Origin of the sequence: Xanthobacter variabilis, assembly GCF_043831965.2 — a bacterium.
GTDB lineage: Bacteria > Pseudomonadota > Alphaproteobacteria > Rhizobiales > Xanthobacteraceae > Xanthobacter.
In genome coordinates this window covers 2,303,848-2,321,531 of the sequence record NZ_CM195533.1, presented here as the reverse complement: position 1 = coordinate 2,321,531, position 17,684 = coordinate 2,303,848, and the positions used below count along the sequence as shown (strand labels likewise).

Genomic DNA, 17,684 nt, shown 5'->3' with positions numbered 1-17,684 from the left:
CAATTGAAAGTGGCCGAGGACTATGGCTGCGCCGCGGCGGCACCCGGGTAGATGGTGGCGACATCATGGCAACCCCTCACGGCCGCGCGAGTTCTCCCCGCTCTATTACCGCGACAGATGGGCGCCAGGCCATGTCCACATGGTCAGGGTCGGCCGCCACTCTCCTGAGCCACGCGCGCACGCGCGGAAATGTGGAAAGGCTGAACTCGCCCTCCTCCGCCACATGGGTGTGGGCATAAAGGGCCAGATCCGCGATGGTGAGGCGGTCCGCGGCGAAGAAATCGTGCCGTTTCAAGTGCCGCTCCATCACCGCCAGGGCGGCATAGCCGTCCTCCATCCAGCTTTCCACATCATGGGTGCGCAGCTCGCGGCCGCCACGCACCTGGGTCAGCCAGAAGCGGGCGGCGGCGATGCCGGGCTCGTGGCTGTTCTGCTCGAAGAACATCCAGCGCAGGGTTTCGGCCCGCTCGAACGCGTCGTCGGGCAGGAAGCGGGTGCCCTCAGCGAGATAGAAGAGAATCGCATTGGACTCGGCGAGCAGGCGCCCGTCCACATCCAGCAGCGGCACGCGACCTTCCGGGTTCAGCTCCAGGAATTCCGGGGTGCGATGCTCGCCGGCAAAGATATCCACCTCCACAAGGTGGAACGGCAGGCCCAGCTTCGCCAGCATCAGCCGCACCTTGTAGGAATTTCCCGACGACTGCATGGAATAAAGCTTCAGCACCGTCCCCATCCCCGTACCATGGAGGCGATTTTGAGCCACGCCAGCGGGCGCGACCTGCCTCCTCTTTGCATTGAAGCCTTTTCTTCGCGTCGTTCCGGCGACTTTTTGCCAAGAAATGCTTTGGGGGTGGATGTGGCATCGCCCGCGACCCGGCGCAAGGGCGCGCCACCGCCAGGACCAGCCCGCGCCCATTCATCACGCATGGCTGCCCCTTCCATTCATCATCGTCGCTTGTTCCGGCGCGGCGGCTGCACTAGTGTCCGCCCGCGCCGGCTGACCTGCCGCGCTCAATTCGTGCCAAACCTGCGCCCTGCGGCCGCCGCGGATCCGCCGCTGCGGGCGGGCGCGTCCGGAGCAACCGGCCATGAGCCTGATTTCGTCCGCCCTGAAGCGTATCAACCCCTCGCCCACCATCGCCATTTCCAACAAGGCGCGGGAACTGAAGGCGGCGGGACGCGACATCATCGCACTGTCCGCGGGCGAGCCGGATTTCGACACCCCCGAGAACATCAAGGAAGCGGCCATCGCCGCCATCCGCCGCGGCGAGACCAAGTACACCGCTGTGGACGGCATTCCCCAGCTGAAGGCCGCCATCGCCCGCAAGTTCAAGCGCGACAACGATCTCGAGTACAAGCCCTCGCAGATCTCGGTGGGCACCGGCGGCAAGCAGGTGCTGTTCAACGCGCTGGTCGCCACCCTCGATGCCGGCGACGAGGTCATCATCCCCGCCCCCTATTGGGTGAGCTATCCGGACATCGTGCAGTTCTGCGGCGGCGTTCCGGTGCCGGCGGAAACGCGCCTGGAAGACAATTTCAAGCTGCGCCCCGAGGTGCTGGAAGCGGCCATCACCCCGAAGACCAAGTGGTTCATCTTCAATTCGCCCTCGAACCCCTCGGGCGCGGCCTACACCCATGACGAGCTGAAGGCCCTCACCGACGTGCTGCTGAAGCACCCCCACGTGTGGGTGCTGTCGGACGACATGTACGAGCACCTGGTCTATGACGACTTCAAGTTCGTCACTCCGGCCCAGGTCGAGCCCAAGCTCTATGACCGCACGCTGACCCTCAACGGCGTGTCCAAGGCCTATTGCATGACCGGCTGGCGGATCGGCTATGCCGGCGGCCCCGAGGCCCTCATCAAGGCCATGGGCACCCTTCAGTCGCAGTCCACCTCCAACCCCTCCTCCATCGCCCAGTGGGCGGCGGTGGAAGCCCTCGACGGCCCGCAGGACTTCATCGCGAAGAACAATGCGGTCTTCAAGGAGCGGCGCGACCTGGTGGTGTCCATGCTGAACCAGACCAAGGGCCTCACCTGCCCCAAGCCGGAAGGCGCGTTCTACGTGTATCCGTCCTGTGCGGGCGCCATCGGCAAGTCCACGCCGTCGGGCGTGAAGATCACCTCCGACGAGGTGTTCGCGACCCAGCTCCTGGAGTCGGAAGGCGTCGCGGTGGTGCATGGCTCGGCCTTCGGCACCGGGCCGGCGTTCCGCATCTCCTATGCCACCGCCACCTCTGACCTTGAGGAAGCCTGCCGGCGCATCCAGCGCTTCTGCGGCGCCCTGAGCTGAGACTGCAACAGGGGCGGGAGAACACACGCTTCCGCCCCATAGAAGCGTTGGCGCGGCGAGGAAGTCACGCTATGGCTTCGCTGTCGTGCGGAGCGGGTCTGAAACCCGCTGGCTTCCCCAGGAGGAACGACATCATGAAGACTGTTTTCAAGGCCGGCCTCGCCGCCGCGGCCCTCTTCGCTCTCAGCGCCCTGCCCGCGTCGGCCCAGTCCCGCGTGCAGGTAGGTCAGCTGAAGTGCACCCTCGCGCCGAACGTGAGCTTCATTCTCGGCTCGGTGCGCGACATGAGCTGCACGTTCAAGCCCCGCCACGGCAAGGTGCGCACCTATGAGGGCACCATCCGCCGTCTCGGCCTCGACATCGGCGTGAGCGGCTCGAGCGTGCTGGTGTGGAGCGTGTTCGCTCCGTCCTCCTCGATCCGTCCTGAGACCCTGCGCGGCAGCTATGTGGGCGCCTCCGCCAACGCCGCCATCGGCGCCGGCCTCGGTGCCAACGCCCTGGTGGGTGGCAACAACAACACCATCGCCCTGCAGCCCCTCTCCGTCGAGGCCCAGACCGGCATCAACGTCGGCCTGACCGTCTCCGACATGACGCTGCGCTGATCGGCCCGGCAGGCCCGGAGTGATTCGCCGCCGGCCGCAACGGCGGCGGCGGGCGCCCGGGAATTGCCAAGATCAGATCCGACGGCAAACCTGTCGTAAGCCGCACCCCCGCTAGCTTTTCGGGGGTGCGCGCATTTTCGGACCCTCGCGAAAATGCGGCCACGATCTCGTTCTAAGAGGTCATTGCGTGTGTCCGCGGGGAGTCCTTTCCTCGGCCCATCGCATTCATTGGGGGATCCCATGCGTACCATGTCCGGCCTGATCGGCCTCGCCGCTGTCGCGGCCATTTCCGCTACTCCTGCCGCCGCCGTCGAGACGCCTAAGGTGCAGATCGGCGTGCTCGTCTGCAGCGTTGCGCCTTCCGTTGGCTACGTGCTCGGCTCGGTGCGGGATCTCACCTGCGAGCTGCGCTCCAGCCGCATTGAGCCCTACACTGTGAAGGGCACCTACAAGGGCACCGTGTCGCGCTTCGGCATCGACCTCGGCATCACCTCCGGCAACACCCTGTCCTGGGCCGTGTTCGCCCCCACCACCGAGATGGGCGCGGGCGCCCTGAGCGGCCAGTATGTGGGCGTTTCGGCCAATGCGGCCTGGGCCATCGGCGGCGGCGTGAACGTGCTGGTCGGCGGTTCCACCCAGACCATCGCCCTGCAGCCCTTGTCCCTGGAAGGCATCACCGGCGCCACCATCGCCGCTGGCGTGGCGGACATGAAGCTGGAAGAAGTCTCCATTCCCATGCCGAAGAAGGCCAAGGTCACCAAATGACCTGAAAGGCGTGCAAGATCGGGGCAGGAGATCCATATGACCAACTTCCGCCCCGCTCTTCTCGCCGCGGCGACGACCCTGCTGACGGCGACCGCCGGGGTTTCCGCACGGGCCCAAGCCCCGGGCCCGGCCCTCGGCATCGCACCCGCGCAGGGCGGCGCCCAATCCGGCACGCTGACGCTGCCGCAAATCAACGTGACGCCGCCGGCCGCCGGATCCTCCGGCTCTGCGGCGTCCACCCCCGCCCCGGCCTCTGGCGGGACGCAGATGCCCAACGTCTCGGCCGGGCTGCTGGAATGCCGGGGCGAGATGGCGACCGCCACCGGCTTCGGCTCCTCCCGGCGCGTGCGCTGCGAGTTCCGGCCCGGCATGGGCCAGAATCACTATTATATCGGCACCCTGGTGCGCACCGGCCTCGACATCGGCGTGTCCGACCAGGGCAGCATGCTGTGGGGCGTGCTCGCCACCTCGCCGAATCTGGAGCGCGGCGCGCTGGCGGGAACCTATGTGGGCTTCACCTCCGGCTTCTCCCTCGGCCCCGGCTTCTCCGCCAACGTGCTCGCGGCGCAGGACCCGGCCAAGCAGGTCACGCTGCAGCCCCTGAGCGTGTCGTCGGACAGCGGCCTCAGCCTCTCCATCGCCGGCGCCACCCTGACCCTGGAACCCTCGACACCGCAGGTCGCAGGCGACCCGCCGCCGCGCTGACCGCCAAGGCCGCGCGCCACCCGCCACACGCCGGTGTGACTTGCGCCCAGGCCCGGGGATCCCGATCCTCCGCCAGCGCGGGAAAGGGCGCCGCGGCCGGTTGACCCGCCGCCACCCGCCTGACGCGACAGCCAAGGAGGCACGCGGATGCTGGTGCGACGTCGGCGCGGCTGGGAACTTCCCGAAGCCGCCGCCACCCCGGAATCGGTCTATCTGAACCGCCGCGAACTGCTGGCCGCTGGCGCCGGCCTGGTGGCGGGCGCCGCCGCCCTTACCCCCGCGAGCGCCTTGGCGGGCGAACCGGAGGACCCGAGCGCGGGTCTTTATCCCGCCCCGACCAATCCCCGCTACACCCTCGACCGGCCGATCACCCCGCTGGCCAAGTCCTCGACGGTGAACAACTATTACGAATTCAGCTATGCCAAGAACGTCGCCCCCGCCATGGCGCGCTTTCAGCGCCGCCCCTGGCGCGTGGCACTGGACGGCATGGTGGAGCGGCCGCAGGAATTCGACATCGACGACCTGCTGAAAAAGGTGCAGCTGGAAGAGCGCCTGTACCGCCACCGCTGCGTGGAGGCCTGGTCCATGGCCATTCCCTGGACCGGCTTTCCCCTCTCCGCCTTGGTGGACTTGGCGCGCCCCGCATCGGGCGCCAAGTTCCTCAAGATGGAGGCCTTTCGCGACCCCAAGGTGGCCCCCAACCAGCGCGATTTCCGCTATCCCTGGCCCTATGTGGAAGGCATCACGCTGGAGGAGGCGCGCAACGAGCTCGCCTTCGTGGTGACGGGGGCCTATGGCAAGCCGGCACCCGGCCAGTTCGGCGCCCCGCTGCGGCTGGCGCTGCCCTGGAAATACGGCTTCAAATCCATCAAAGGCATCGTACGTTTCAGCTTCACCGACACCCAGCCGCTCAGCTTCTGGGAGGAGGTGCAGGGCGCCGAATACGGTTTCTGGGCCAATGTGAACCCCAAGGTGCCCCACCCCCGCTGGAGCCAGGCGAGCGAGGAGGACATCGCCACCGGCGAGCGCCGCCCGACTCAGCTCTTCAACGGCTATGGCGAATACGTCGCCGGCCTCTACGCGGGACGCGAGAAGGAACGCATCTGGTATTGAGCCGCGCCGAAACGCCCCCTCCCCGGCGGAGCACCACACGGCGCGGACACACCTTACCCCTCCCCGCCGCTGCGATGCTCCGCCTCGGCAAAGCCCTGAGGCGCGTCGCCGGCATCGAAAGGCTCATCCACCTCCATGAAGGTATTGGGGTAAAAGCCGTTGAAGTGGGTGCGCAGGGAAAGGGAATAGGCCCCCATGTGGCCGATCTCGATCCAGTCGCCCGTATCCACGCTCGCCGGCAGGTAAAAGGGACGCGAGAGCACGTCGACACTGTCGCAGGTGGCGCCATAGATGCGGAAGGACTCAAGGGCAGCCGCGCGCACCGGCCTACGGCGCCGCGCCGGATCGGGAATATGGCGCACGGGCAGCAGGATCTTTCCGGTCCAGGAATCCGACAGGGACGCCCAGATGCCGTCATTGATGTAGAGCCGCTGCCCCTTCTTCAGAAGCACCCGCACGATCACCGAAAATGACCGCGCGACGATGACCCGCCCCGGCTCGGCCACCAGCGGCACGCCGGAAAAACCATGGCGCTCCACCGCTCCGCCAAGGCCGGCGAGAATCTCGCTCAATGGCGGCATCGCCTTGTCCTCGCGACGCGGATCGCGCGCATAAAGCGCGGGGAAGCCGCCGCCCACGTCGAGCCCAACGAGGGGGACGCCCGCCGCGTCGCGCACTTCGGCGGCGATGGCGATGGCCCGTTCGTAGGTGGAGGCGTCTTCCACCTGGCTGCCCACGTGGAAGCACAGCCCGCAGCGGATGCCGAGGCCATGGATCCGCCGCAGCAGCTCCGCCCCATGGCCGGGCGCCGCGCCGAACTTGCGCGAGAGCTCGTAGGCCGCCTCCCCCTTGGTGGCGATGCGGACGAATAGCGTGAGATCCTGAGGGTCGAGATCCAGCCCACGCACGATGCGCAGGATCTTGGCCACCTCGTCCTCGTGATCGAGGGCCATGGCGCGAACCCGATAATGCTCCAGCGCCAGGCGAATATCGGCCTGCGCCTTGACCGGATGCATGTAGAGCAGCTCGGCCCCGGGGCAGACCGCACGCGCGGCGGCGAACTCAGCCGGGCTCGCCACGTCGAAGGTGGAGATACCGCAGCGCGCCAGGGTGTCGAGCACCATGGGCTCGCCATTGGTCTTCACCGCATAGGCCGTGTTGCCCGGAAAGGCGGAGAGGAACGTCCGCGCATCCGCCCGCAGCACGTCGGGCCGGAAGCAATATACGGGGTGGTCGGGTCGCAGCTCCAGGGCCGCCGTACGGCCGCTGGGGAAGCGCGGAAGGCGCCCCCGGTCTCCCCCATCAGGCGCCGCGCGACCATTCTCCCCCATGCCAAAAGCGAAGCGTGATTGAGACACGAGATGCCTCCCTGCGTTCCCGCGACCTCGCCAGCCCAGCCCGCATCCCGGCAGGGACCCGCGCGCCCGCCACCGACAGGGTGCCGCTCCGTTGACGATTTCTCAAGGAGTGTGGCTCCGTTGCGCTTGACCAACCGGTTCGACGGCGCCATCGTTCGCACCGATTTGGCCGCATTGCGGCAACAGCGACGAGTGGAGACGACCATGGGGAATGGGGTGCGCACCGCGAACGGCAAGGCGAACCGCAAGGTTTTCGGTCGTCTGGCCAGCTTCGGGGCGGCCGCTTTTGCCGTGGCGTTGGGCCTTAGCGCCCCCCGCGCCGAGGCCGCCAATCTGCTGGAGCTGAATTTCTGGCTCTCCGGCCCCAATTATTCCGGCGATGTGCCGGCCTGCGACGAGCAGTCCGCGCTCAATCTCATCGCCCAGCGCTTCGGCGAGACGGAGCGGCGGTTCTGGTCCTCGGACCTCACCATCACCCAGTTCGAGCATCTGAGCGAGATCGCTTTCCGGCCGTGGGGTCCTGAATATCTGCCGCGCCGCTATTGCCGCGGCACCGTCTACACCTCCGATGCCCACAAGCGCCCGATCTACTACGCCATTGTCGAATCGGGTGGCTTCGTTGGCGCCTCCTGGGGCGTGGAATGGTGCATCGTCGGCCTTGACCGCGAATATGCCTTCGCTCCGTCCTGCAAGATGGTTCAGCCGTGAGGTCTGCGGCGGTCCCGCCGCGCGTGCGTGGGCCGTCCATCACCCCTTTCATCCGTCAGGGGCGGCGAGACAGGCAACGGCTGGGCCCGCTCGGCGCGGGGCAGCATCTTGGCACCGCGGTCCGCATGCTCGCGGTCCTGCTCCTTCTTCTGGCGGCCGGCGGTGCGCATCCCGCATGGGCGGAGGCACGCCAGCCTCATGCTGAGGCAGCCACGCCCGACGGCTTCGATTTCTACGTGCTCTCCTTGTCCTGGTCGCCCACCTATTGCGAGGCCCAGGGCCCCCGTGCCGCCAATGAACCGCAGTGCGCCCTGAGCCGCCCCTATGCGTTCGTGGTGCACGGCCTGTGGCCGCAATATGAGCGCGGCTTCCCGGAATTTTGCGAGCAGCCGGCCCCCTACGTGTCCAACCGGCTCGTGGATTCCATGTTGGACATCATGCCGAGCAAGCGGCTGGTGATCCACGAATGGAAAAAGCACGGCACCTGCTCCGGCCTTGATGCCCAGGGCTATTTCGCCGCCATCCGGGCCGCACGCAAAAAGGTGGTGGTGCCGGCCGAACTCGCCCGGCTCGACGACTACCTGATGGTGTCGCCCCAGGATCTGGAAACCGCCTTCCGGACCGCCAATCCGGGGCTTCAACCGGACATGATGTCGGTCGACTGCGACAAGCGTCGCCTGCGCGAGGTGCGCATCTGCCTGTCGCGCGACTTCGCCTTCCGCTCCTGCCCGGAGGTGGACCGGCGCTCCTGCCGCCTGCCGAAAATGGTGATGCCCCCCGTGCGCGGCAATTGAAGCCTGCGCCTCGCACTATTTTCCATGTGACCGATCGCGCGTGTGATCGGTCGTGAAAACGGGGCGCACTTTCTATAGATGCGTGTGCGGGGGTGGCAGCCCCGCACACGCACGCCACAAACACGCCCGGTGACCCCGCCCCCATGAACTATCGCCACGCTTTCCATGCCGGCAATCCGGCCGATGTGATGAAGCACGCCGTGCTCGCCCGCGTTCTCACCTATCTCGCCAAGAAGGAAGCGCCCTTCCGCGTGCTGGATACCCATGCGGGCGCAGGGCTTTACGACCTCGACGGCGCCAGCGCCCAGCGCACCTTGGAGGCGGAAGCGGGCATCGAGACCCTTCTGGCCGCCGATCTGCCGGAGAAGGTGACGGCGCTGCTCGCGCCCTATTTCGAGACGATCCGGAACCTGCGGGCGGAAGGACGGCGCCTCTATCCCGGCTCGCCGGCCCTGGCCCTTGCGCTGTCGCGGCCGCAGGACCGTTTCCTGTTCTGCGAGCTCAACAAGGATGAGCGCGCGAAGCTGGAGAAGCGGCTGGGCGACGACCACCGCGCCAAGATCCTGCCGCAGGACGGCTGGCAGGCGCTGGGCGCCCACCTGCCCCCGCGCGAGCGGCGCGGCCTGGTGCTGGTGGATCCTCCGTTCGAGGAGCAGGGGGAGTTTTCCCGCCTGGTGGAAGGCCTGAAGACCGCGCACGCCCGCTTCGCCACCGGCATTCTCATGCTGTGGTACCCGATCAAGGACCTGCGGGCGGTGGATGCCTTCCGTCGCGAGGTGGCGCAGCTGAAGCTGCCCAAGACGCTGCGGGTAGAGATCGATTTTTCGGAGGTGCGCAGCCTCGATACGCTGTCGGGCAGCGGGCTCATCATCGTCAATCCGCCCTTCACCCTGGCGGATGAGGCCCGCACCATCCTCACCGCCATCAACCCGCTGATGGCGAAGGACGGCAAGGGGCGGGTGCGCGTGTCCTGGCTCACCGCGGAACGGTGAGCGCCTCCTGGTTGGGTGAAGAAAATCCCGGAAAGGTGTAGGGATGCGCGCCCTGCCCTCGAAAGCCGGATGGCCTTCATGCTCCTGCGCTATTCTGCCACCTCGCCATTTGCCCGCAAGATCCGGCTCGCCGCCGCCATTCTCGGGCTTCCGCTGGACCTCCAGCTGGCCGACACCGTCGACCCCAGCGACACGCTGCGCCAGCAGAACCCGCTCGGCAAGGTGCCGACCCTGCTCACTGATGACGGCGAATGGCTTTACGATTCGAGCGTGATCCTCGCCTATCTCGACCAGGTGGCCGGTGGCGGCAAGCTGCTCCCCAAGGAGCCCAAGGCCTATATCGGCGCGCTGAAGCTGCAGGCGCTGGCGGACGGGCTGATGGATGCCGGCGTGCTGGTGCTCTACGAAGGACGCTTCCGCCCGGTGGAGAAGCACGAGGACAAGTGGCTGGACCACCAGCGCCAGAAGATGGCCCGCGCCCTGGACGCGCTGGACGCGACGCCACCGGCCGCCGATGGCCCCATCGGCGTGGGTGAAATCTCGCTGGCCTGCGCGCTGGGCTTCCTGGATTTCCGCTTCGGCGGCGAATGGCGGGCGAACCACCCCCGCCTGGTGGCCTGGCAGGAGGCCTTCGCCGGCCGCTGCCCCATGTTCGCCGAGACCACGCCGCGCTGAGGCGCACGCCACGTGAGAAAAAGGGCCGGCGGCATCACACCGCCGGCCCTTTCATTTTGCAATCACGCGGCCGCGCCGACGCGCGGCACGGGAACCATGAGGCCGCGCTTTTTCAGCTCCGCATGGGTCAGGTCCAGCACCTTCCAGGCGGTGTTCACCAGTAGGTCGGCCTCGGCGTGGGAGAGGGTGAAGGGTGGGGCCAGAATCAGGCCGTCGCGCACCGCGCGCATGATCAGCCCCTCCCGGAAGGAGAAATCGCGGCAGATGAGGCCCACCGTGCCCTCTTCGCCGGCGAAGGCGGCGCGGGTGTCCTTGTCGGGGGTCAGCTCCAGCGCGCCGATGAGGCCCACCATGCGCGCCTCGCCCACCAGCGGATGCTCGGCAAGCTTCAGCCAGCGTTCCTGGAGATAGGGCCCGATATCGTGCTTCACCCGTTCGACCAGCTTTTCCTCATGCATGATCTTGAGGTTGGCCAGCGCCGCCGCACAGCCGCCGGGATGGCCGGAATAGGTGTAGCCGTGGTTGAACTCGCCCCCGTGCTCGATGAAGCCTTCCGCCACCTTGTCGCCGACGATGACGCCGCCCAGGGGGAAATAGCCGGAGGTGATGCCCTTGGCGAAGGTGATGATGTCCGGCTTCACGCCCATGAACTGGCTGCCGAACCATTCACCCGTGCGCCCGAAGCCGCAGATGACTTCGTCGCAGATCAGGAGCACGTCGCGCTCGCGGCAGATCTTCTCCACCTCGGGCCAATAGCTCGCGGGCGGGATGATGACGCCGCCGGCGCCCTGGATGGGCTCGCCGATGAAGGCGGCGACATTCTCCGCTCCCGCCTCGTCGATGGCGCGGGCCACCTCGCGGGCGGCATAAAGGCCGAATTCGTCGGGGTCCATGGCGCCGCCCTCGGCCCACCAATAGGGCTGCTGCACATGGATGATGCCGGGAATGGGCAGGCCGCCCTGGGCGTGCATGGGCGTCATGCCGCCGAGCGAGGCGCCGCCCATGGTGGAGCCGTGATAGGCATTCTTGCGCGAGATGAAGATGGACTTCTGCGGCCGGCCCATGGAGGCCCAATAGTGCCGCACCAGGCGCAGCACCGTGTCAATGGCCTCCGAGCCACCGGAGGTGAAGAAGACGTGGCTCATGCCCTCCGGCGCCACATCCGAGATGGCGGCGGCGAGCTCGGCGGCGGCCGGGTGGGTGGTCTTGAAGAAGGTGTTGTAATAATCGAGCTGGTGCAGCTGGGCGGCGATGGCATCCACGATGTCCTTGCGCCCGTGGCCGACCTGGGAGCACCACAGGCCGCTCATGCCATCCAAGATCTTGTTCCCGTCGCTGTCGTAGACATAGACCCCTTCCGCCTTGGTGATGACACGCACGCCTTCGGCGTTGAGCGCCTTGGTGTCCGAGAACGGATGCAGGTGGTGGGCGGCGTCGAGCGCGCGCCAGTGGGCCGTCGAGTTGGACAGGGGGGAGGATGACACGATGCAGTTGCTCCTAGTGAGCCCGCGCGGCAGCCCCGTGTCGGGCCCTGGGGAGCCCGTCTCTGGGCGCATCGCGGCGCTTGTCCAGCAAATTTGAATTCCTGTTTCCCGTCAAGAAACAGCGCAGCATGACGCCGCGATGACGCCATGCGCCGTCGCCTCGTGATATATCCGACGGCGCACGGAACCGGGCGAGGAAAGGCCTTCGCACATGGAAGCGGACTTCTGGCAGGCACGCTGGGCCAACAACCAGATCGGATTTCACGAAGGCAAGACCAACGCCTTCCTGGAAAAATATTTCGACAGGCTCGCTTTGCCCCCCGGCGCGCGGGTCTTCGTGCCCCTGTGCGGCAAGACGCGCGACATCGCCTGGCTGCTCTCACGCGGGGTGAAGGTGGCGGGGGCGGAGCTGTGCGCGCTTGCCGTGGCGCAATTGTTCGAGGAACTGGGGGTCGAGCCCACCATCACGGCCATGGGTTCGCTGATGCGCTATGCCGCCCCCTCCATCGAGATCTTCCAGGGCGACATCTTCCAGCTCACCGCCGACGCGCTCGGCCCCGTGGACGCCGTTTACGACCGCGCGGCCCTGGTGGCGCTGCCGGCGGAGATGCGCCGCCTTTACACCCGGCATATCCTGGAGCTGACCGGCGGCGTGCCGCAACTGCTGCTGGTGATCGCCTATGACCAGTCGGCCGCCGATGGCCCGCCCTTCGCCGTAAGCGGGGAAGAGGTCCACGCCCATTATGACGGCGCCTACACCATCGCCCACCTTGATTGCCAGCCCCTGCCGGGCGGCCTGAAGGGCAAATGCGAGGCGACCGACAATGCCTGGCTGCTCACCCGGGCCAAGCCCTAGGCTTGATCGACCGTCAAGAAACGCAGGTTGCCGAAGGGCGCGTTCCCTCTCCCACTTTGGGAAGGGAGCGCGGACCACCTCAGTGGGGCGGAAGCTCGACCTTTGAGGCTTTCTGGCGCTGCGAGGCAGCGCCTTTCGATTCGCGACCGGGCCCGCCTTCCCAGCGGTTTTGCCCCCTCCCCGCAAGCGGGGGAGGAAGGAGCGGCGCGCAGAGCACGTTGATGCACCGGCATAGGCCCGCGCCGCCTGCGCCGTCTGCGCCGAAAGGTGCTGGCTTTAAGGCGGCTGGCCAGGGATTTGGCGCTTCATCCGGCCCAAGCCCCGGCCCAATCGCCCGCACCAAGCCATGAACAGCTGTCCGGGGGACTCCTCAGCGGGCAAAAGCTGAGAATCCGAGCCCGCCGGAAGGGCAGAACTCATGCCAGTAGCGCCGGTCTTCAACCAGTGCCACAAGGCCCCCCTCGAGCCTGCCCGGGCTTGACCTGCGGCCCATGAGCGGTGCTCACGGGCCGTTGGGATCAAAGGCGCGTCCAGACGGTCTTGAGGTCCGAATACTTCTCCAGAGCGTGCAAGGACTTGTCGCGCCCGAAGCCGGACTGCTTCACGCCGCCGAAGGGCGTGGTGATGTCGTCGGCATCGAAGCAGTTCACATAGACGATGCCCGCCTTGAACCGCCGCGCCACCTTGTGCGCCGCCGCCAGATCGCCGCTCCACACCGCCGCGCCGAGGCCGTAGACGGTGCCGTTGGCGATCTCCACCGCCTCGTCGAGCCCGTCGAAACCGATCACGGACAGCACCGGGCCGAAGATCTCCTGCTGAGCCAAGGCAGAGTTTGGCGCCACATCGTCGAACACGGTAGGCGCCACGAACACGCCGCCCGTCTCCTGGTGCACCGCCGTGCCGCCGGTGACCACCCGCGCGCCCTCCGCAACGCCGCGATCGATGGCGGCGAGGATACGCTGCTGGTGCTCCCGGCTCACCACCGCGCCGGCCGGCGCCGCCGGATCCAGCGGATTGCCCGGCATCCAGCGGGGCGCGAGGGCGGCGATGCGGGCGACCAGATCGGCCCGGATGCGGTTGTCCACCAGCAGCCGCGAGGCCGCCGTGCACATCTCCCCCTGATTGAAGAAGATGCCACCGGCCACGGCTTCCGCCACCGCGTCCAGGTCCGGCACGTCGTGGGCCACCACGAAAGCGGTCTTGCCGCCCAGCTCCAGATAGACGCGCTTCAGGTTGCTGTCGGCGGAATAGCGCATGAAATAGCGGCCCACCTCGGTGGAACCGGTGAAGGCCAAAGCGTCCACGTCCATGTGCAGGCCCAGCGCCTTGCCCGCTTCCACGCCCAGGCCCGGCACCACGTTGAACACGCCGTCCGGAATGCCCGCCTCGTGGGCCAGCTCCGCCAGGCGCAGGGCGGTGAGGGGCGATTCCTCGGCCGGCTTCAGCACCACGGAATTGCCCATGGCGAGCGCCGGCGCCACCTTCCAGGCGGCCATGATCATGGGGAAGTTCCAGGGCGTCACGCAGCCCACCACCCCCAGCGGCTCGCGCAGGATGAGGGCGAGATTGTCGGCCGTGGTCGGGGCCACCTCGCCATAGACCTTGTCGGCGCACTCGCCGTAATACGCGAAGCAATCGGCGGTGGCGCGCACGTCCACGGCGCGGGCGTCGGAGATGGGCTTGCCCATGTTGAGGCTCTCGGTGAGAGCCAGCTCGTCGCCATGGGCGCGGATCAGCTCGGCAAAGCGCTGCAGGGTGCGCTTGCGCTCCAGCGGGCGCTGCCCGGCCCAGCGGCGATCCTCGAACGCCCGGCGGGCGGCGGCCACGGCCCGGTCGATATCGGCGGCATCGCCGGCGGCGACTTCCGCCAGAACCCGGCCCGTGGCCGGATTGACGGCGCTGAAGGTGTGCCCCGAAGCGGCGGGCACGAAGGCGCCGTCGATGAAGGCCTGGGTGCGAAAAGTGGGGTGCTCTACAGGTTCCGCCGTCGCGGTCATGATGGCTCCTCGGCCGCGAAATGGGCCTCGAGCGTCAAAACTGGCGTGGCGCCGGGGGCGGCGTCAAGGCAAGGCAGCGCAATCCACGCTCTTTCGCCGGCAAAATCTCAACCTGGAAAGCCAGCCGAAGCAGCCCCGCCAAGTTCACTCATCCCCGCGCCCGCCGGTCCCGTAACAGAGGCGAGCACGCCAGCAGAGGGCTCGGCGATTTGCCGGCGAATTTTAAACTTCCCTTCATTAATCAATAAATTGTAAACGCGCGTCCCGATGGCGCGCGCGCAAAGGCGCGGCCAGGAGAGCGTACCGGCGGCTCTGAAATTCAAGTGTGGTGGAAGGGGCCTCAGCGGCGGGGCGGCTCGGGCACCTCTCCGTCCTCGTCCTCTTCGGCGGTGACGGGAATGGCATAGGCGCCGGAGAGCCAGCGGTTCAGGTCCACGTCGGCGCAGCGCTTGGAGCAGAAGGGGCGGTATTTTTCCACCTGCGGCTTACCGCAGATGGGGCAGGGTTTCGCGGGGTTGGCCGCCGGTCCGCTCGTCTTGTCGGTGTCGCTCATTGGGCGCGCTCCACCCAGCCCGCGCGCACAGGATAACCCTCGCCCGCCAGCAGGCCCACCGCCTCGATGAGCGGCAGCCCCACGACATTTGTGTAGGAGCCCACCAGCTTCACCACGAACGAGCCGGCGATGCCCTGGATGGCATAGCCGCCAGCCTTGCCGCGCCATTCGCCGCAGTCCAGATAGTCCGTCATCTCGTCCCGGGAGAGGCGCTTGAAGCGCACCCGGGTCTCGACCAGCCGGATGCGGTCCCGGCCCCGCGGATCCACCAAGCAGACGCCGGTGAACACCCGATGGCTGCGCCCAGAGAGCAGGCGCAGGCATTCCTCGGCCTCGTCCCGCAGCTCCGGCTTGGGCAGGATGCGTCGTCCCACGGCCACCACCGTGTCGGCCGAGAGGATGATGGCCTCCATGCCCGCCTCACGCGCCCGCCCCGCCACCAGCTTGCCCTTCTCGGCCGCGAGGCGCTGGGCCAGGCGGCGGGGCAGCTCGCCGCGCTCGGGTGTCTCGTCCAGCTCGGCCGGCATCAGCAGGTCCGGCTCGATCCCCACCTGATTGAGCAACGCCAGCCGGCGCGGGGAGCCGGACGCCAGGACGAGCTTGGGCTGATCGGTCACAACCATCTCCTGAAACCGTCAAACATGCGACGGGCTAAACCGGCTGGCGGCGGACCGGCCGCCGCCCCGCCAAGCCAAAGGGGTCACGCCCTGGCAAGGACGCGCTCCCTACGGACACGCTCTAATGGAAAGGGCCCGCGCTGTGAACGACGGAATGCCCACGCCCCCGTCATGGCCCAGGTGCGTTCGCGTCACTGCTGCGGAGCGGGCGGCGTTTGCGACAGCGGCGCAATGCGCGGCAGGATGATGGTCATCAGGGTTCCGGTGCGTCGGGCTCCGCCGCTCCCCTCGGGAGGCGGGCTCACCACCTCGATGCGCCCGCCGAGCAGTTCCGTCACGATCTGATGCACTATGTGCATGCCGAGGCCGGTACCCCCCCTGCTCCGGGCGGTGGTGAAGAAGGGCTCGAACACGTGCGGCAGCACATCCGGCGGGATGCCGACGCCGTCATCCTCGACCTCGATGCGCACATTGTCCGCCCAATCCGCCCGCGCCCGAATGTGGACGCTGCCGTGCCGGCCCTCCGGGAAGGCGTGCTTCAGCACATTGCCGATGAGGTTGGACACCACCTGCTGGAGCGGCCCGGGATAGCTGTCCATCTCCACCCCCTCCTCGAGGTCGCAGGAGAGGGTGATGCCGCCGCTGGCATCCCATTTGTGCAGGCGCGGATCCGCGTCGCGGATGGTTTCGGCCAGGTCCATGGGCCTGCGCGCCACGGTCGCGCGATCGAGGGCCACCTGCTTGAAGCGGCGCACCAGGTCGGCGCAGCGATGCAGGGCATCCTGGGCCAGGGACAGGTCGCTGCGATCGGTCTCCAGGAAGGCCTCGAGATCGGAACGGCGCAGGCCGGCCTTCAGCCGCCCCTCCAGGCTGCCCACCGCGTCCATGGCCCGGCTGAGGCTCAAGGTGGCAACGCCGAGCGGGGTATTCAGCTCATGGGCCACCCCGGCCACCATGAGGCCCAGCGAGGACAGACGCTCGGCCCGGGCAATGCTCTGGTGCGCGTCCTCCAGGTGCTGGTTGGCCTCCACCAGGGCGCTGTTCGCAGCCTGCAGCGCGCGGGTCTGCAGCGCCTCCTGCTCCAGCGCGTGGGCCAGCCGGACGGCGATGACGAACACCATGGCCATGAGCAGAATGGCGATCACCGACAAGATGATCTTGGCCTCTGCCTCACCCCCCTCCCCGCGAAAGGCCTTCATGCGGATCAGCAGGAACAGCTGGGTGCCCGGGCCGCCGATGACGCTGGCATCGCGCGCGGCGATGAGGCTTCCGCCAAGGTCGAGCCGCTGGAACACCCAATGGGTGGCCCCCTCGTCCAGCTCACCCGTGGCGCCGCGGTTCAAGGCCGCCCACAATTGCGGGGCCTGTTGCGCGATGCCGGCATCATCGCGCCCGCGCTGCCACGCCCATTCCAGATCCTCGGATGGCCCGATGATCCAGGAGCCCTCGCGATTGGCCATGAACAAGGACACCCGCCGATCCGAGCCCGCCAGGCGGCGGATGCGGTCGAGCAGGTTCTGGGCGGCATAATTGATGATGACGATGCCCTGGCGACGGCCATCGCGCTGCAAAGGGGTGGCCACGCGCAGCATGGGGCGGAACGGCACCTCCACCTGTTCATGCTCCACATTCAGGTCGAGGGCGGAATAATAGATGCCCTTCATCGGCAGGGCGTTGGCATCGCGAAAATAGGCCCGCGCCGACTTGTCCTGCAGCCCGCTTGGGGGAACGAGCGTGGTCACCCGCGCCCGCTGGTCCACCCGCAGCCGTTCCCAGCCCTTCTCGTCGATCCAGCGCACCTGGTCATAGTCCGGAGAGCTGATGGCGAAGCTGAGGAAGAGCTGCCCGCCAATGCCATCGGGGCGCAGCTCCTGTTCCGGCAGGCGGGCCGTCAGCGCGCCGAGGAAGAGGATGTCGCGCCCCAGCCGGTCCAGCACCCGCGTGATGAGGTCCGCTGCCCCGCGCATGATATCGGCGCTGCGCGTGATCCGCGTTTCCCGATATCCGCTCTCGATCTGGTTCCAGAGCATCGGCACGGCGATCGCGACGGCGAGCACCCAGGGGCCGAGAAAAATGCCCACCCGCCAACGCTGCCGATAGACGACGACAATGGCCCGCCTTGCCGCGGCGATCACCGACTTCAGTCGTTGCCCCGCTGCAAGTGTGGTGGCCAT

The 17,684-nt window shown here is 67.7% G+C and carries 17 protein-coding genes; 10 read left to right on the top strand and 7 right to left on the bottom strand.

What is annotated here, in order from left to right; translation table 11 throughout:
• Positions 1 to 76: 76 nt before the first annotated feature.
• Positions 77 to 724 (bottom strand): glutathione S-transferase family protein, encoded by a 648-nt coding sequence (locus tag V5F26_RS10010; protein WP_234052193.1) that lies wholly within the window; start codon positions 722 to 724, stop codon positions 77 to 79.
• A 364-nt stretch (positions 725 to 1,088) separates the two neighbouring features.
• Between V5F26_RS10010 and V5F26_RS10005 the strand changes: the two genes are divergently transcribed.
• The 5 genes from V5F26_RS10005 (at position 1,089) to msrP (ending at position 5,476) form a co-directional block, all read left to right on the top strand.
• Complete coding sequence (locus tag V5F26_RS10005; protein ID WP_394059222.1) at positions 1,089 to 2,291, top strand: pyridoxal phosphate-dependent aminotransferase; 1,203 nt, start codon at positions 1,089 to 1,091, stop codon at positions 2,289 to 2,291.
• Between the two features lie 134 nt (positions 2,292 to 2,425).
• On the top strand, positions 2,426 to 2,893 hold the full coding sequence (locus V5F26_RS10000; RefSeq protein WP_234052195.1) for a DUF992 domain-containing protein: 468 nt from the start codon (positions 2,426 to 2,428) through the stop codon (positions 2,891 to 2,893).
• A 240-nt stretch (positions 2,894 to 3,133) separates the two neighbouring features.
• Positions 3,134 to 3,658, top strand: coding sequence for a DUF992 domain-containing protein (locus V5F26_RS09995; RefSeq protein ID WP_394059218.1), 525 nt, complete (start codon positions 3,134 to 3,136; stop codon positions 3,656 to 3,658).
• A gap of 36 nt (positions 3,659 to 3,694) precedes the next feature.
• The gene (locus V5F26_RS09990) at positions 3,695 to 4,363 is read left to right on the top strand and encodes a DUF992 domain-containing protein (protein ID WP_234052197.1); all 669 of its coding nucleotides are present in this window, start codon (positions 3,695 to 3,697) and stop codon (positions 4,361 to 4,363) included.
• Positions 4,364 to 4,510: 147 nt separating this feature from the next.
• Positions 4,511 to 5,476, top strand: a complete 966-nt coding sequence (gene msrP, locus V5F26_RS09985) for a protein-methionine-sulfoxide reductase catalytic subunit MsrP (RefSeq protein ID WP_394945843.1) — start codon at positions 4,511 to 4,513, stop codon at positions 5,474 to 5,476.
• A 53-nt stretch (positions 5,477 to 5,529) separates the two neighbouring features.
• Here msrP and V5F26_RS09980 read toward each other — a convergent pair whose 3' ends face one another.
• Entirely contained in the window at positions 5,530 to 6,807 is a 1,278-nt protein-coding gene (locus tag V5F26_RS09980) for a type III PLP-dependent enzyme domain-containing protein (protein WP_394946471.1), read from the bottom strand.
• 231 nt (positions 6,808 to 7,038) lie between these two features.
• Here V5F26_RS09980 and V5F26_RS09975 point away from each other — a divergent pair, with 231 nt between their 5' ends.
• From V5F26_RS09975 to V5F26_RS09960, 4 genes are all read left to right on the top strand, one after another.
• Positions 7,039 to 7,542, top strand: coding sequence for a hypothetical protein (locus V5F26_RS09975; RefSeq protein WP_394059215.1), 504 nt, complete (start codon positions 7,039 to 7,041; stop codon positions 7,540 to 7,542).
• Between the two features lie 125 nt (positions 7,543 to 7,667).
• Entirely contained in the window at positions 7,668 to 8,336 is a 669-nt protein-coding gene (locus V5F26_RS09970; RefSeq protein ID WP_394945842.1) for a ribonuclease T2 family protein, read from the top strand.
• Between the two features lie 143 nt (positions 8,337 to 8,479).
• The gene (locus tag V5F26_RS09965) at positions 8,480 to 9,328 is read left to right on the top strand and encodes a 23S rRNA (adenine(2030)-N(6))-methyltransferase RlmJ (RefSeq protein ID WP_234052201.1); all 849 of its coding nucleotides are present in this window, start codon (positions 8,480 to 8,482) and stop codon (positions 9,326 to 9,328) included.
• Between the two features lie 69 nt (positions 9,329 to 9,397).
• A complete protein-coding gene (locus V5F26_RS09960) occupies positions 9,398 to 10,003 on the top strand; it encodes a glutathione S-transferase N-terminal domain-containing protein (RefSeq protein ID WP_394945841.1) in 606 nt (201 codons plus the stop codon).
• Positions 10,004 to 10,065: 62 nt separating this feature from the next.
• Here the strand turns inward: V5F26_RS09960 and V5F26_RS09955 are convergent, their stop codons facing one another.
• Positions 10,066 to 11,487 carry an aspartate aminotransferase family protein gene (locus V5F26_RS09955; protein ID WP_394945840.1) on the bottom strand — a complete coding sequence of 474 codons (1,422 nt, stop codon included), beginning with the start codon at positions 11,485 to 11,487 and terminating at the stop codon, positions 10,066 to 10,068.
• Positions 11,488 to 11,698: 211 nt separating this feature from the next.
• Between V5F26_RS09955 and tmpT the strand changes: the two genes are divergently transcribed.
• On the top strand, positions 11,699 to 12,343 hold the full coding sequence (gene tmpT / locus V5F26_RS09950) for a thiopurine S-methyltransferase (RefSeq protein ID WP_394059212.1): 645 nt from the start codon (positions 11,699 to 11,701) through the stop codon (positions 12,341 to 12,343).
• A gap of 518 nt (positions 12,344 to 12,861) precedes the next feature.
• Here tmpT and V5F26_RS09945 read toward each other — a convergent pair.
• From V5F26_RS09945 to V5F26_RS09930, 4 genes are all read right to left on the bottom strand, one after another.
• Positions 12,862 to 14,340, bottom strand: a complete 1,479-nt coding sequence (locus V5F26_RS09945) for an aldehyde dehydrogenase (RefSeq protein ID WP_394945839.1) — start codon at positions 14,338 to 14,340, stop codon at positions 12,862 to 12,864.
• A 340-nt stretch (positions 14,341 to 14,680) separates the two neighbouring features.
• Complete coding sequence (yacG, locus tag V5F26_RS09940; RefSeq protein ID WP_394059208.1) at positions 14,681 to 14,893, bottom strand: DNA gyrase inhibitor YacG; 213 nt, start codon at positions 14,891 to 14,893, stop codon at positions 14,681 to 14,683.
• Entirely contained in the window at positions 14,890 to 15,510 is a 621-nt protein-coding gene (locus tag V5F26_RS09935; protein WP_234052206.1) for a Maf-like protein, read from the bottom strand. Before V5F26_RS09935 ends, yacG begins: the two co-directional genes overlap by 4 nt.
• Before the next feature lie 191 nt (positions 15,511 to 15,701).
• Entirely contained in the window at positions 15,702 to 17,684 is a 1,983-nt protein-coding gene (locus V5F26_RS09930; RefSeq protein WP_394945838.1) for a sensor histidine kinase, read from the bottom strand.

Coding starts and splice junctions, on each gene's coding strand:
- V5F26_RS09965 (WP_234052201.1), top strand. CDS start 8,480: ATGAACTATCGCCACGCTTTCCATGCCGGCAATCCGGCCGATGTGATG.
- tmpT (WP_394059212.1), top strand. CDS start 11,699: ATGGAAGCGGACTTCTGGCAGGCACGCTGGGCCAACAACCAGATCGGA.
- V5F26_RS09975 (WP_394059215.1), top strand. CDS start 7,039: ATGGGGAATGGGGTGCGCACCGCGAACGGCAAGGCGAACCGCAAGGTT.
- V5F26_RS09970 (WP_394945842.1), top strand. CDS start 7,668: ATGCTCGCGGTCCTGCTCCTTCTTCTGGCGGCCGGCGGTGCGCATCCC.
- V5F26_RS09995 (WP_394059218.1), top strand. CDS start 3,134: ATGCGTACCATGTCCGGCCTGATCGGCCTCGCCGCTGTCGCGGCCATT.
- msrP (WP_394945843.1), top strand. CDS start 4,511: ATGCTGGTGCGACGTCGGCGCGGCTGGGAACTTCCCGAAGCCGCCGCC.
- V5F26_RS10000 (WP_234052195.1), top strand. CDS start 2,426: ATGAAGACTGTTTTCAAGGCCGGCCTCGCCGCCGCGGCCCTCTTCGCT.
- V5F26_RS10005 (WP_394059222.1), top strand. CDS start 1,089: ATGAGCCTGATTTCGTCCGCCCTGAAGCGTATCAACCCCTCGCCCACC.
- V5F26_RS09945 (WP_394945839.1), bottom strand. CDS start 14,340: ATGACCGCGACGGCGGAACCTGTAGAGCACCCCACTTTTCGCACCCAG.
- V5F26_RS09980 (WP_394946471.1), bottom strand. CDS start 6,807: ATGGGGGAGAATGGTCGCGCGGCGCCTGATGGGGGAGACCGGGGGCGC.
- V5F26_RS09990 (WP_234052197.1), top strand. CDS start 3,695: ATGACCAACTTCCGCCCCGCTCTTCTCGCCGCGGCGACGACCCTGCTG.
- V5F26_RS09930 (WP_394945838.1), bottom strand. CDS start 17,684: ATGGCCACCACACTTGCAGCGGGGCAACGACTGAAGTCGGTGATCGCC.
- yacG (WP_394059208.1), bottom strand. CDS start 14,893: ATGAGCGACACCGACAAGACGAGCGGACCGGCGGCCAACCCCGCGAAA.
- V5F26_RS09960 (WP_394945841.1), top strand. CDS start 9,398: ATGGCCTTCATGCTCCTGCGCTATTCTGCCACCTCGCCATTTGCCCGC.